This window comes from Ruegeria sp. BI11 (assembly GCF_056538005.1).
On the sequence record NZ_JBQFSM010000001.1, the window covers coordinates 853,457 to 866,507 of the forward strand.

Sequence of the window (13,051 nt, forward strand, 5' to 3'; positions counted from 1 at the left end):
TATCCCAAACACAAAAAGGTCTCGCCGCCAATGATTCCACGTTATTCCCGCCCCGATATGGTCGCCATCTGGTCGCCCGAGACCAAGTTCCGCATCTGGTACGAGATCGAGGCCCATGCCTGCGACGCCATGGCTGATCTGGGCGTGATCCCGCGCGAAAACGCCGAGGCCGTGTGGAAAGCCAAGGACGTGGAATTCGACGTGGCCCGCATTGATGAGATCGAGGCCGTCACCAAGCACGACGTCATTGCCTTCCTGACCCATCTGGCCGAGCATGTTGGCAGCGAAGAAGCCCGTTTCGTGCATCAGGGCATGACCTCTTCGGACGTGCTGGACACTTGCCTCAACGTGCAGTTGACCCGCGCCGCTGACTTGCTGATTGCCGACCTCGAAGGCCTGTTGGCCGCGCTAAAGCGCCGCGCGATCGAACACAAGAACACCGTCCGCATCGGTCGCAGCCACGGCATCCACGCCGAGCCGACCACCATGGGCCTGACCTTTGCCCGCTTCTACGCCGAGATGGACCGCAACCTGTCCCGCATGCGCGACGCCCGTGCCGAGATCGCCACAGGAGCGATCAGCGGCGCGGTCGGCACCTTTGCCAATATCGACCCACGCGTCGAAGAACATGTCTGCGATCAGCTGGGTCTGGTGCCTGAACCCATCAGCACGCAGGTCATCCCACGTGACCGCCACGCGGCCTTCTTTGCGACCCTCGGCGTCATCGCCAGCAGCATCGAAAACATCGCCATCGAAATCCGTCACATGCAGCGGACCGAGGTGCTTGAAGGGGCCGAGTTCTTCTCGATGGGTCAAAAAGGCTCCTCGGCCATGCCGCACAAGAAAAACCCGGTTCTGACCGAGAACTTGACTGGTCTGGCGCGCATGGTGCGCGCGGCCGTGATCCCTGCGATGGAAAACGTGGCGCTGTGGCACGAACGTGACATCTCGCATTCCTCGGTCGAACGCATGATCGGCCCGGATGCCACAATCACACTGGACTTTGCACTGGCCCGGCTGACAGGTGTGGTCGACAAGATGCTAATCTTCCCCGAGAACATGATGGAGAATATGAACAAGTTCCCCGGTCTGGTGATGAGCCAGCGGGTTCTGCTGGCTCTGACACAAGCAGGGGTCAGCCGCGAAGATGCTTATGCCATGGTTCAGCGCAACGCGCTGAAAGTGTGGGAACACCGCACCGATTTCAAAGAAGAACTGCTGGCCGACGCCGATGTCACCGCCGCGCTGAGCCCCGAGGAAATCGAAGAGAAGTTCGACCTTGGCTATCACACCAAACATGTCGACACGATCTTCGCCCGCGTGTTCGGTGAATAATTCCTGACCGTTCAATCGGTTCAAGGGGGCGCGGGTCGCACAACGCGATCCGGGCCCTGTTCTTTTGCCAGACGGGTCGAAATCAGTTATGCTGCGTGTGTATTTCCAAACCGGAGAAACACCATGATCCGCACTATTGTCTGCGCATTGGCCCTTACGTTTTCGGCCTCGGTCGCTATGGCCTGTACCGGCCATTCCAAGCAAACACAGTCCTGCGCACCGGGCACCTACTGGGATGCAGAAAGCCAAACCTGCGCGAAAAACGTCAGCGGCTGAAAATTTTTTTCCTACTTGTGAATAAAAGCGAGGGCGCGATTGTTAGCTTTTTATCAGATCGCACTATGCTTGATCAGAGCAGCCCAGAGAACGGAGTAGGAAAATGCGTCTTGTATTAGTTTCAGCTATTGCCCTTCAGGCCTTTGTCTTTGCACCGGCGGCATACGCTGCGGGCGGCGGTGGCAGCACCGCCCCAAAACCGACGAACACAACCAAGAAATGCCTGTTCGGCCGTGTCTACGACAAGGATGCCGGGCGCTGTGTCAAACCCGACAAGACCAATTTTACCCAGGACGAACTGTACGACGCCGTGCGCGAACTGGCTTATGACGGGCAGTTCGAGAACGCTCAGAACATTTTGAGCATCATGGATCAGAACGATGATCGCGTGCTGACCTATTGGGGCTTTACCTACCGCAAGATGGGAGAGCTTGAGTTGGCCAATGTCTTCTATACCAACGCCATTGAAGCGAACCCCGACAATATCCTTGCCCGCAGCTATATGGGTCAGGGATTTGTCGCCGAAGGCAAAACCGATCTGGCAATTGCCCAGTGGCGCGAGATCAAGGCGCGCGGGGGGGAAGGCACATGGGCCGAGGCGTCGCTGCGCGAGGCTATCCGCACCGGGCTGACCTATAGCTACTAAGCTTCAGTCTTTCTTTACCCGACTCTCCGTAATCTGCCTGTGGAACGCAACTTTGGCACCGCAGGCAGATGCAGGATTCAAACACTTTGATACAGTTTGCGCCGGGGGCGGCTCCGGTGACAGATCAGGCGGACAGTGACGCGCCTCGCGTCATCCCCCGTACGCTCAGCAATCGACAGAAGGCCGCCGTAGTTGTGCGGTTGCTGCTAAACGAAGGTGCGGATATCCCACTGGAAGACCTTCCCGATGATTTGCAGGAAAAGCTGACCCACCAACTGGGTGAAATGGGTCTGGTGGATCGTGTGACATTGGACGCGGTCGCGCTAGAATTTGCCGAAGCACTTGATAGTGTCGGCTTGTCTTTCCCGCACGGTTTGGCCGGTGCTTTGGACGCGGTGGACGGCAAGATTGCCCCGACAACGGCGGCGCGGCTGCGTAAGGTGGCGGGAGTGCGTCAGATCGGCGATCCGTGGCAACGCCTGCGCGAAGTCCCGACCGAAGATTTGGCGGCCATGGCTCAGGCAGAAAGCACCGAGATTGCCGCTGTGATGCTTTCGAAACTGGAAACCGCAAAAGCCGCGCAACTGTTGGGGCACCTGCCCGGCCCTATTGCCCGCCAGATTACCTATGCAATTTCGAAGACCGCCAACGTAACACCCGAAGCTGTTGAACGCATCGGCTGGTCGCTGGCGGCGCAATTGGATCAGCGGCCGTCGCAGGCGTTTGCAGATGGTCCGGGCGCTCGTGTAGGGGCCATACTGAACCAGTCGGCTGCGTCAACACGCGACGGGTTGCTGACCGCGTTAGACGAAGAAGATTCGGATTTCGCCAGTGTCGTGCGCCGCTCGATCTTTACCTTTGCGCATGTGCCAGCTCGCATTCTGCCGCGTGACGTCCCGGCGGTTCTTCGCGACGTGGATCAGGCCGATCTGGTCACCGCGCTGGCCGGGGCCACAACAGATGATGATCAAAAAACGGTCGAGTTTCTGCTGTCCAACATGTCGTCACGAATGGCCGACAACCTGCGCGAAGAGATAGGCGAACGCGGCAGAGTCAAACAATCCGACGCCGAAGACGCCATGACACAGATTGTAGGCGCCATCCGATCCTTGGTCGACGAAGGGACAATCTCGTTGATCGACGAAGAAAATGAGGAATAGGTAAGCATCGCGACTTGGACCATAGGAATGCTTGTGGTCACGGGATGTGGCTTGTATGTCTGACCCGGCAGAATTCAACAGCCGGTGAGACCAGATTATGCCCGTCGAAAAGTCGGAACTCAGCCGCGGGGCGCTTCGAAAGTACTATGTCACCGGCCTGTTTCTAAAAGGTGTGATCGGGGCGATGCGTCTATTGCCGTATGAACGGCGTATCGCAACGATGGGAGCCATCGTGCGCGGGCTTGCCCCCCTGGTCGGGTTCACCAAGCGCGTGCGCAGCAATCTGAAACTCACCTGCCCCGATCTGCCGGATGCCGAGGTGAAACGCATTTGCCGCGCTGTTCCCGATAATGCCGGCCGCGCGATCATGGAGCATTTTTCGCCAGAGGGGTTCACTGAACGGCAAGCCACCGCCAAGATTTCTGGCCCGGGCATTGCCGCTTTCGATGCCGCCGTGGCCGAGGGGCGCCCTGTCATGATGATCACCGCGCATTTCGGCCACTATCTGGCCGCGCGGATTGCCCTGCAAACCCGCAGTGGCCAGCCCATAGGGTGCCTCTATCGCCGTATGGCGAACCCGTATTTCAATGACATGTATGTCGATGCGTTCTACAAAACCGGCGCGCCCATGTTCGAACAGGGCCGCCGCGGTATGGTCGAGATGGTCCGCTCGCTCAAAAAAGGTGGCATCATTGCTATAGTCTCGGATCTACATGCCCAGGGCGGAGAAGAGCTGACCTTTTTTGGTAAACCCGCCGTGACATCCGTCCTGAACGCGGAACTGACAATGAAATACAAGGCGGAGCTAATCCCCTGCTATGCCATCCGCCAGCCCAATGGCATTGATTTCGAAATCGTTCTGCACGATCCGGTTCCGCACACGGACCCTAAGACAATGACGCAGTTCACCAATGACGATCTTGAAGCCATGGTGCGCCAACACATGGGTCAGTGGTTCTGGATTCACAGGCGTTGGAAGGCCTGGAACGGTTTGGGCGTCGCCCCCGAGGATATGCCCTGATCACTTAACTTTGGCGGCCGCGACGATTGGTCCATGCCCAACCTTTTGCACCAAAACGACCGCCGGAAGGTCCGAGGTCAACGCCGCGGAAAACTGCTGCGGCGCCTCCCCGTCCCACTGCCCGGCCACCTGCCAGGTCTCTACAACATTTGCATAATCCAGCTCATGCCCCGCCAGCTCACCTCGGCGGATCGAGGCATGGCGCATTGGTGAATACTGCACCACGCGCACATCATACAGTTCACCCTCTGGCAATTCGACTGGCGTAACATCGACCGTCACGTCATTGCCCGAACGGGTCGCGACTACCTCGGCCTCGGGTGCAGCTTTGAGATGGGCGTCGATCAGATACTCCAGCTCCTGAGATTTTGCACCGACAACATCGTGCTGCCCGTTGATGACCATCTGCGGGGTATAGATCATCGACCGCCCTCCCTGACGTGCATAGGCACGCTGACGCTGGGTGTGATCGGGATTGGCATATTCGTCCTCCCAACCGATATAGTCCCAATAATCCACATGCAGGGCCAGACCAATCACGTCATCGCGCTGTGCAAGATCATGCATCAATTCATCGGCTGGTGGACACGACGAACACCCCTGCGAAGTGAACAATTCAACCACGACCGGGTCCTTTTCGGCCACGGCTGAGGTGGCCAGGAACAAGGAAACAAAGACAACGGCAGGAGCAATTCTGAACATCTGAAATCTCGGTTTTTTTGGGTGCTTAACCGGTTTAAACGGATCGACGCTCAACCGCCAATCAAGGTTTCTTGAGATTTAAAGCTATTACCCTTGAATTGCATACTTTCGCATACAATTTTAGAGTCAAGGTATCTAAGCCTTGAACGCGCAGCAATCATGCTACAGAAAACAATCAGCAAATCCCAAAACCCAGAATTTTTGAAAGGGAGGCCAATAATGCCCATTACCGTAGGACAGGATACCGCCAAGACACGCCGCAGCCTGAGCGTGAATGGCAAGTCCATCGCCTATTACTCGATTCGCGCCGCGCAAGAGGCCGGTCTGGGTGATTTTTCCAAGCTTCCCGCAGCGCTGAAAGTGGTGTTAGAAAACATCCTGCGGTTTGAGGATGACGGGTTTTCTGTTTCGGTTGACGACATCAAAGCCTTTGCCGAATGGGGTGCCAATGGCGGCAAAAACCCACGCGAGATTGCCTATCGCCCTGCCCGCGTGTTGATGCAGGACTTCACCGGAGTTCCGGCCGTGGTCGATCTGGCCGCAATGCGCGATGGGATCAAGGCGTTGGGTGGCGACGCGCAAAAGATCAATCCATTGAACCCGGTGGATCTGGTCATCGACCACTCGGTCATGATTGACGAATTCGGCAATCCGCGCGCATTCCAGATGAACGTGGATCGAGAATATGAGCGGAATATGGAGCGCTACCAGTTCCTGAAATGGGGCCAGTCTGCCTTCGACAATTTCCGCGTCGTACCACCCGGCACCGGCATCTGCCATCAGGTGAACCTGGAATACCTGGGCCAGACTGTCTGGAGCGACAAGGACCAGAATGGTGAAGAGGTCGCCTATCCCGATACGCTGGTCGGCACCGACAGCCACACCACCATGATCAACGGCATGGCTGTCTTGGGCTGGGGCGTCGGCGGTATCGAGGCCGAGGCCGCGATGCTGGGTCAGCCGATCTCGATGCTGATCCCCGAAGTGATCGGCTTTGAACTGACAGGCGCGATGGTCGAAGGCACCACCGGTACCGATCTGGTTCTAAAAGTGGTCGAGATGCTGCGCGCAAAAGGTGTTGTGGGTAAGTTCGTCGAGTTCTTCGGCGACGGTTTGGATCGCCTGCCGTTGGCAGACCGTGCAACCATCGCCAACATGGCGCCGGAGTACGGCGCAACTTGTGGATTCTTCCCGATTGACGGCGAAACCCTGCGCTACATGCGCAATACCGGACGTGACGAAGAACGTCTGGCGCTGGTCGAGGCCTACGCCAAGGAAAACGGCTTGTGGCGGGATGAGAATTACGCCCCGATCTACACGGACACCCTGTCGTTGGACATGGGCACCATCGTTCCGGCGATTTCGGGCCCGAAACGTCCGCAGGACTATGTCGCACTGACCGATGCCAAAGCCGCCTTTACCAAGGAAATGGCTGAAACCTTCAAGCGCCCGATGGCCAAGGAGGTCGACGTAAAAGGCGAAGACTACACCATGGAATCCGGCAAAGTGGTGATTGCGTCGATCACATCGTGCACTAACACGTCGAACCCCTATGTGATGATCGGCGCCGGTTTGGTCGCGAAAAAGGCGCACGAGCTGGGCCTGAACCGCCAGCCTTGGGTCAAGACCTCGCTGGCCCCCGGATCGCAGGTCGTGACCGAATATCTTGAGTCCGCCGGACTGCAACAGCATCTGGACGCCATCGGGTTCAACCTTGTGGGCTACGGCTGCACCACCTGTATCGGCAACTCGGGTCCGATCCAGAAAGAAATCAGCGAAGCTATTGCCGAGGGCGATCTGGTGGCCACCTCGGTTCTGTCGGGCAACCGCAACTTCGAAGGTCGAATTTCACCGGATGTGCGCGCCAACTACCTGGCCTCCCCTCCGCTGGTGGTGGTCTATGCGCTGGCGGGCACCATGGATATCGACCTGACCTCGGAACCGATCGGTCAGGACAAGGACGGCAATGATGTGTTCATGAAAGATATCTGGCCGGATCAGAAGGAAATCGCTGATCTGGTGCAGGAAACCGTCACGCGCGATGCGTTTCAGTCGAAATATGCCGACGTATTCAAAGGCGACGAGAAATGGCAGGCGGTCGAAGTTCCGCAACAGGAGACCTATGACTGGCCTCCGACCTCGACCTACATCCAGAACCCGCCCTATTTCCAAGGCATGAGCCCCGAACCGGGCACCATCTCGAATATCGACGGCGCTAAGGTTCTGGCCATTCTAGGCGACATGGTCACCACCGACCACATCTCACCCGCCGGGTCCTTCGCGGCAACCTCGCCTGCGGGCAAGTACCTGACAGAGCGTCAGGTTCAGCCGCGCGAGTTCAACTCGTACGGCTCGCGTCGGGGCAATCACGAGGTCATGATGCGCGGCACGTTCGCCAATATCCGCATCAAGAACGAAATGCTGGATGGCGTCGAGGGCGGCTATACCAAAGGACCGGACGGTCAGCAGACCTCGATCTATGATGCGTCGATGGCGTATCAAGAACAGGGCGTTCCGCTTGTGGTGTTCGGAGGCCAACAATACGGTGCCGGATCCTCACGCGATTGGGCCGCAAAGGGCACTGCGTTGCTGGGCATCAAGGCCGTGATCGCCGAAAGCTTTGAGCGTATCCACCGTTCGAACCTGGTCGGCATGGGTGTGATTCCGTTCGAATTCACCGGCGGAGACACCCGGAAATCGCTGGGGCTGAAGGGGGACGAAACTGTCTCGATCCACGGTCTGGATACAGTTGAACCGCTGCAAGAGGTGCCCTGCACCATTACCTATGGCGACGGCACCGAGAAAACCATCACCCTCAAGTGCCGCATAGATACCGCGCCCGAGATCGAATACGTCGAAAACGGCGGTGTTCTGCAATACGTGCTGCGGAACTTGGCAAAGGCGGACTAAGCCTGAATGCAAAAATTAAGGACGCCCGATTGGGCGCCCTTTTCTTATCTCGTTTGGTCAAACCATCGCAGTTTTAGTTGCCTGCCGCTTTTGCCAATGCCGGACGAATCGTGCTTTCTATCACGCGCTGGGTGATTGGACCGGCAAAGCGCAGGATGATCGTGCCTTCGCCGTCGATCACATAGGTTTCGGGCACGCCATAAACGCCCCAGTCCAATCCCATGCGCCCCTGCTCGTCTCGGCCAATCCCGGCATAGGGATCGCCCAGTTCAGTCAGGAACGCTTCGGCGTTGGCCAGCTTATCCTTGTAGTTGATGCCGTAAACGGGAATGCCCTCATCTGACAGGGCCTGCAGGTTGGGATGTTCAACCCGGCATGGCGCGCACCAACTGGCCCAATAGTTGACGAGCTTGACCTCTCCGTCGCGCAGCGTGGCATCATCAAACCCCGGCTTGCCCGCGAATTCCGTCAGGACCACAGGCGGCGAAGGTTGACCCTCGCGGGCCGAGGGCAACGCGTTGGGATCATCGCGGAACATGCCGATGCCCGCCAGAACGGCGAAAGCGCCAAAAATCAGTGGCGGCGCAATCATCAGGGGCGAGATTTTAGCCATTGCGCGTCATCCTTTGCTCGATCTTCTCCATATCGGCCCGAACCTTGCGACCGCGTACGACGCTGAACACGATCAGCAGCGCCAGCAATCCGATCGAGGCCGCATAGGACCACAAAACCGTATCGGCATATTTTCCAAGATCAGGGATCATCCGTTCACCCTTTCCCGCGCCAGCAGCGCCTTGACCCGGCGCGCGCGAATTTCCGTGCCCGTGCGATACAGGACCAGCGCAATGAACAGCAGTACAAACCCGATGATACAAAGCAGCAGCGGGTAGAAATAGATGTTGCTAACCTTCTCTTCGGTATCCGCACCGGTCACCGCGGCAGCACGCATCACGGACGCGCCCTGATGCAGCCCCTGGTTCCAGAAGTTTACTGCATAACGGCTAAGGATCGCAAAGACAGACCCCACCAGACACAGGACCGAAGTCAGATCAGCCGCTGTATCCGGGTCTTCGATGGCTTCCCACAGTGCGACATAGCCCAGATAGAACAGGAACAAGATCAGGAACGAGGTCAGGCGCGGGTCCCAGGCCCACCAAGTGCCCCACATTGGCTGCCCCCAGATCGCACCGGTCGCCAGCGCAATCAGGGTCATAACGATGCCCACAGGGGCCGCTGCACGCGCCGCCAGCGCGCTGACATGATGACGCCGCACCAACCAGACCAGCGAAGTCGCCAACATCATCAGCCAGCAATTGATCGCCATCAGCGCAGCAGGCACATGAAGGTAGATAATCTTGACCGTCGAGCCCTGCTTGTAGTCATCCGGTGTGAAGAAGAACCCCCACACCAGCCCCACCACGATGCAGGCAAGCGATGACAGCCAGAAAAACGGCATCACCCGTTCACTGGTGGCAAGGAACTTGCGCGGATTGGCGTATTCCCAGAGGGCGTTGGCTTTGGCTGCGATAGACATGGGCCTTATCTAGTCCGAGTCGGGTTCGTTCTCAATTGACATCAGTCAAAGTTTGACCGCGTCAGCGAAGGTTAATGCGCAGCACCGCAGCGCTGGCAAAGGGCAAGAGGGCAATTGTTGCGGCGGTGATCCCGGCGAGCATCAGCAGCGGGGTCTGTGTTTCCATCCCCGTGGCCCCGCGGCGCGCGACCTCGGCCCCAAAGATCAGTGTTGGCACATACAGTGGCAGAACCAGCAGCGACAACAGCAATCCGCCGCGCTTCAGACCAACGGTCAACGCTGCGCCAAAGGTACCGATTACACTCATCGCCGGAGTGCCGATCAACAGCGATACGACCAGCCAGAAAAACCCCGGCACGGGCAGGTTCAGCAACACGCCCAGAAATGGTGCGGCCAAAACCAGTGGCAGACCAGTGGTTAGCCAATGAGCCAGCGCTTTGATGGTCACTACCGATTCTAGCGGCAGCGGCGCGGTGGCCAGCAGGTCAAGCGAGCCGTCTTCCCAATCCAGTGCAAGCAGGCGGTCCAGCGACAACAGGCAGGCCAGCAACGCACCCAGCCACAGAACACCCGGCGCAATGGTGGACAGCAGCGATGATTGCGGACCGACCGAAAACGGCACCAGAACGGTGACGATCAGGAAAAACGCCAGACCGAGCCCAAATCCCCCACCCGCGCGGAAGGCCAGCTTCAGGTCACGCAGCAACAGGGCGATCACAGGAAGCCTCCGTCGAAATCGTCGATGGATTTGGGTTTCGCCTTATTGGGGCCCACGTCCAGAACCTCGCCATCCAGGCCAAGGTCGATATGGGTGGCGATAAGGGCCGAGCCGCCCTGCCCCAGATGCGCCCGCACTGCGTCGGCAAACATCTGCACGGCGTTTTTGTCCAACGACACGGTGGGTTCGTCCAGCATCCAGATCGGCCGCCCGGTGACCAACATCCGCGCCAGACCCAGCCGCCGCTTTTGCCCCGCCGACAGATTGCCCGCGTGACGATCCGACAGCTCATTCAGCGCAAAGGCGTCCAACGCGGGCTGGATGCCATTCGTGCCAAAGACCGAGGCCCAGAAGGTCAGATTCTCGACTACGGTCAGCGTCGGCTTCAACCCATCGGAATGTGAGGCATAGGCGATCTGGTCCTCGGCCCCGATAATCTGCCCCGCCAGCGGAGGCTGCAATCCCGCCAGCGTGCGCAGCAATGTCGTCTTGCCGATCCCGTTCGGCCCGCGCAGAATCAGCGCTTTGCCCGGTTGCAAGGCAAAACTCAGCCCTTCAAGCACAGGAACGCCGCCACGGGCGATGGCCAGATCGGTTACAGTCAATGTCATGGGTCCCGCTTATCTCATTGCCGTCAGGGGCAAAAGGCGAGATTTGACGCAGGCCTTGCCGACAGATCAGACCGGCAATAAGGCCAGCGCAACACGCCGTCCTTCGGACAACAGCACATTGTACGTGCGACACGCAGCCGGGGAGTTCATGATCTCGACCCCAATCCCGGCATTTTCCAGGGCCACGCGCAGATCAGCAGGGATGTGATTGAGTTCGGCCCCGGTGCCAATGAACAAAACGTCCACGGCATCGGACAGGTCCAACAGCGGTGTATTGTCCTGATATCCGCCCCAGGTTGCAGTTCCTGCGGGGCCAGTCAGAACAGCCCCCTGGTGAACCTGCCCACCGATCCGAAAAAAGCCCGGGCCATACCCGTCAACCGGGACTGCGTTGGTATAGGAAATCTCATTCAGGCGCATGGGCACCTTCTAGCCCCAAAGCGGCAAGCCCGACAAGGCCGCGACCGCAATCGCCAGATAAGCGGCAGCGCGATAGATCTTTTCATACGCTGGTCGGAACAACCAACCACCCAGCCAGTTGCCCAGCACATTCGGCACAGCCAGCGCAAGCCCCAGTGCGGCTGCCGCCCAGGTAATCCGCTCCATCCCGGTCAGATACCCAAGGATGAGGAAATCAAAACCGAACAGGAACAACAGAATCGTTGCGCGGATTACTTCGATGGGTACGGGTCGGGACATATAGAACAGGATCACCGCCGGGCCGGGCAAACCCGCTACGCCGCCAAGAAACCCGGCGGCTGCGCCGATGCCCGCGACCATCCATCGGCCGACATGGCCGTGATACCGCAGCCCAAGGATCAAAACCGCCAGCATGAACAGCGCCAGCAGGCTGACGGCATAGCGGAACACCTCGGGCTCGACCTGCGTCAAGGTCCACAGACCAATTGGCAAAAGCAGCGCACAGCCCACCAGCAACCGCAGCAAATCTTTACGATGCACAACGCTCCACGCACCGCGAAGGTTCGGCAATGGGCCAAAGATGTCCATGATGGTCAGGCCAATGATGGCTCCGAACGGACCTAGGAACGGTGTCGCGATGGGAAGGAAAATCAGCGCGGTGCCGAAACCGGAAAACCCGCGAACAATGCCGCCAAGGAAGGCTGCAAAAAAGATAACGGCCAGCCCCGTTGGGGACTGGCCGAAAATATCAGGCGTCGATGTTGGCAAACTGATTGCCCGCCGTATTCGACGGTTTGGACCAGTCGCGCTTGACACCCAGCCACAACAGAATGGTCGAGGCCACAAAGACCGACGAATAGGTTCCCACGATCACGCCCCAGATCATCGCAAAGACAAAGCCGCGGATCACATCCCCGCCCAGCACATAAAGCGAGATCAGCGCCAGCAGCGTGGTCACCGAGGTCATAACAGTACGGCTGAGCGTTTCGTTGATCGAGATGTTCAGGACCTCTTTCAGGTCTTTCTTCTTATACTTCCGCAGGTTCTCGCGAACGCGGTCGAACACAACTACGGTGTCGTTCAGCGAATAGCCCACGATGGTCAAAAGCGCAGCGATAATGGCCAGGTCGAACCGGATCTGTAGCTCCGAGAAAATGCCTATAGTCAGGATCACGTCATGCACCAGCGCCGCAACAGCGCCCAGCGCAAACTGCCATTCGAAGCGCAGCCAGATATATACCAGCACCGCCCCGATAGCCAAAACCACTGCGATCACAGCGGTCTGGATCAGTTCGCCTGACACTTTGGGGCCAACGGATTCGACGGACACAAACTCGATATCCGGCGCAGCGACCTTCAGTGCCTCTTCCACGGCGGTAACCGTCGCGGCCGAGACAGCCTCGGCGTCGGCCTGCGCCTGAATGCGGATCATGGCGACGTTTTCATCCGGCCCAAAGGTAGGGTCGAAAATCTCGGTGATGCTGACATCGCCCAGTTCCAGCGGAGAGATGGCATCGCGATAAGCACCGACGTCGATTTCCTGTGCGGATTGGGTCCGGATCGTGGTCCCGCCGCGGAAGTCGATACCGAAGTTCAGACCCTGCAGCATGAAGGACGTGAACGCCACGACCATCATCAGGGCCGAGATACCCAGCCAGACCTTCCAGCGGCTGAAAAAATCGAACGAGGTATTTTGGGGTACGAGTTTCAGTCTCATG

15 protein-coding genes are annotated in these 13,051 nt (G+C 58.4%); 6 read left to right on the forward strand and 9 right to left on the reverse strand.

Features of this window, described 5'->3' with window-relative positions:
* Nucleotides 1-30: 30 nt before the first annotated feature.
* From purB to ACR0DT_RS04260, 5 genes are all read left to right on the forward strand, one after another.
* On the forward strand, nucleotides 31-1,335 hold the full coding sequence (gene purB / locus ACR0DT_RS04240) for an adenylosuccinate lyase (RefSeq protein ID WP_480709547.1): 1,305 nt from the start codon (nucleotides 31-33) through the stop codon (nucleotides 1,333-1,335).
* Nucleotides 1,336-1,458: 123 nt separating this feature from the next.
* Nucleotides 1,459-1,611 carry a chitin-binding domain-containing protein gene (locus ACR0DT_RS04245; RefSeq protein WP_480709548.1) on the forward strand — a complete coding sequence of 51 codons (153 nt, stop codon included), beginning with the start codon at nucleotides 1,459-1,461 and terminating at the stop codon, nucleotides 1,609-1,611.
* Between the two features lie 103 nt (nucleotides 1,612-1,714).
* Entirely contained in the window at nucleotides 1,715-2,257 is a 543-nt protein-coding gene (locus ACR0DT_RS04250) for a tetratricopeptide repeat protein (RefSeq protein WP_480709549.1), read from the forward strand.
* 86 nt (nucleotides 2,258-2,343) lie between these two features.
* Nucleotides 2,344-3,417 carry a flagellar motor switch protein FliG gene (locus tag ACR0DT_RS04255; protein WP_480709550.1) on the forward strand — a complete coding sequence of 358 codons (1,074 nt, stop codon included), beginning with the start codon at nucleotides 2,344-2,346 and terminating at the stop codon, nucleotides 3,415-3,417.
* A gap of 97 nt (nucleotides 3,418-3,514) precedes the next feature.
* Nucleotides 3,515-4,438: a lysophospholipid acyltransferase family protein gene (locus ACR0DT_RS04260; protein WP_480709551.1), complete on the forward strand. Its 924-nt coding sequence runs from the start codon at nucleotides 3,515-3,517 to the stop codon at nucleotides 4,436-4,438.
* On the opposite strand, the gene ACR0DT_RS04265 is transcribed toward ACR0DT_RS04260, so the two are convergent.
* A complete protein-coding gene (locus tag ACR0DT_RS04265) occupies nucleotides 4,439-5,140 on the reverse strand; it encodes a DUF1223 domain-containing protein (protein ID WP_480709552.1) in 702 nt (233 codons plus the stop codon).
* A gap of 219 nt (nucleotides 5,141-5,359) precedes the next feature.
* Here ACR0DT_RS04265 and acnA point away from each other — a divergent pair, with 219 nt between their 5' ends.
* Complete coding sequence (gene acnA, locus ACR0DT_RS04270; RefSeq protein WP_480709553.1) at nucleotides 5,360-8,050, forward strand: aconitate hydratase AcnA; 2,691 nt, start codon at nucleotides 5,360-5,362, stop codon at nucleotides 8,048-8,050.
* 73 nt (nucleotides 8,051-8,123) lie between these two features.
* Here acnA and ACR0DT_RS04275 read toward each other — a convergent pair whose 3' ends face one another.
* From ACR0DT_RS04275 to secF, 8 genes are all read right to left on the reverse strand, one after another.
* On the reverse strand, nucleotides 8,124-8,663 hold the full coding sequence (locus tag ACR0DT_RS04275; RefSeq protein WP_480709554.1) for a DsbE family thiol:disulfide interchange protein: 540 nt from the start codon (nucleotides 8,661-8,663) through the stop codon (nucleotides 8,124-8,126).
* Nucleotides 8,656-8,814, reverse strand: a complete 159-nt coding sequence (ccmD, locus tag ACR0DT_RS04280) for a heme exporter protein CcmD (protein WP_480709555.1) — start codon at nucleotides 8,812-8,814, stop codon at nucleotides 8,656-8,658. The genes ACR0DT_RS04275 and ccmD overlap by 8 nt, the downstream gene beginning before the upstream one ends.
* Entirely contained in the window at nucleotides 8,811-9,584 is a 774-nt protein-coding gene (locus tag ACR0DT_RS04285; protein ID WP_480709556.1) for a heme ABC transporter permease, read from the reverse strand. The genes ccmD and ACR0DT_RS04285 overlap by 4 nt, the downstream gene beginning before the upstream one ends.
* A 61-nt stretch (nucleotides 9,585-9,645) precedes the next feature.
* The gene (ccmB, locus tag ACR0DT_RS04290; RefSeq protein WP_058280640.1) at nucleotides 9,646-10,302 is read right to left on the reverse strand and encodes a heme exporter protein CcmB; all 657 of its coding nucleotides are present in this window, start codon (nucleotides 10,300-10,302) and stop codon (nucleotides 9,646-9,648) included.
* Entirely contained in the window at nucleotides 10,299-10,913 is a 615-nt protein-coding gene (gene ccmA, locus ACR0DT_RS04295) for a heme ABC exporter ATP-binding protein CcmA (RefSeq protein ID WP_480709557.1), read from the reverse strand. Before ccmA ends, ccmB begins: the two co-directional genes overlap by 4 nt.
* A gap of 66 nt (nucleotides 10,914-10,979) precedes the next feature.
* Nucleotides 10,980-11,333: an Mth938-like domain-containing protein gene (locus ACR0DT_RS04300; RefSeq protein WP_480709558.1), complete on the reverse strand. Its 354-nt coding sequence runs from the start codon at nucleotides 11,331-11,333 to the stop codon at nucleotides 10,980-10,982.
* A 9-nt stretch (nucleotides 11,334-11,342) separates the two neighbouring features.
* Complete coding sequence (locus tag ACR0DT_RS04305; RefSeq protein ID WP_480709559.1) at nucleotides 11,343-12,101, reverse strand: TSUP family transporter; 759 nt, start codon at nucleotides 12,099-12,101, stop codon at nucleotides 11,343-11,345.
* Complete coding sequence (secF, locus tag ACR0DT_RS04310) at nucleotides 12,082-13,050, reverse strand: protein translocase subunit SecF (protein WP_170349109.1); 969 nt, start codon at nucleotides 13,048-13,050, stop codon at nucleotides 12,082-12,084. Before secF ends, ACR0DT_RS04305 begins: the two co-directional genes overlap by 20 nt.
* Nucleotide 13,051 lies beyond the last annotated feature (1 nt).

Bases quoted from the DNA above. Each gene is read 5' to 3' on its own strand.
- purB (WP_480709547.1), top strand. From the start codon at position 31: ATGATTCCACGTTATTCCCGCCCCGATATGGTCGCCATCTGGTCGCCC.
- ACR0DT_RS04245 (WP_480709548.1), top strand. From the start codon at position 1,459: ATGATCCGCACTATTGTCTGCGCATTGGCCCTTACGTTTTCGGCCTCG.
- ACR0DT_RS04250 (WP_480709549.1), top strand. From the start codon at position 1,715: ATGCGTCTTGTATTAGTTTCAGCTATTGCCCTTCAGGCCTTTGTCTTT.
- ACR0DT_RS04260 (WP_480709551.1), top strand. From the start codon at position 3,515: ATGCCCGTCGAAAAGTCGGAACTCAGCCGCGGGGCGCTTCGAAAGTAC.
- ACR0DT_RS04265 (WP_480709552.1), bottom strand. From the start codon at position 5,140: ATGTTCAGAATTGCTCCTGCCGTTGTCTTTGTTTCCTTGTTCCTGGCC.
- acnA (WP_480709553.1), top strand. From the start codon at position 5,360: ATGCCCATTACCGTAGGACAGGATACCGCCAAGACACGCCGCAGCCTG.
- ACR0DT_RS04275 (WP_480709554.1), bottom strand. From the start codon at position 8,663: ATGGCTAAAATCTCGCCCCTGATGATTGCGCCGCCACTGATTTTTGGC.
- ccmD (WP_480709555.1), bottom strand. From the start codon at position 8,814: ATGATCCCTGATCTTGGAAAATATGCCGATACGGTTTTGTGGTCCTAT.
- ACR0DT_RS04285 (WP_480709556.1), bottom strand. From the start codon at position 9,584: ATGTCTATCGCAGCCAAAGCCAACGCCCTCTGGGAATACGCCAATCCG.
- ccmA (WP_480709557.1), bottom strand. From the start codon at position 10,913: ATGACATTGACTGTAACCGATCTGGCCATCGCCCGTGGCGGCGTTCCT.
- ACR0DT_RS04300 (WP_480709558.1), bottom strand. From the start codon at position 11,333: ATGCGCCTGAATGAGATTTCCTATACCAACGCAGTCCCGGTTGACGGG.
- secF (WP_170349109.1), bottom strand. From the start codon at position 13,050: ATGAGACTGAAACTCGTACCCCAAAATACCTCGTTCGATTTTTTCAGC.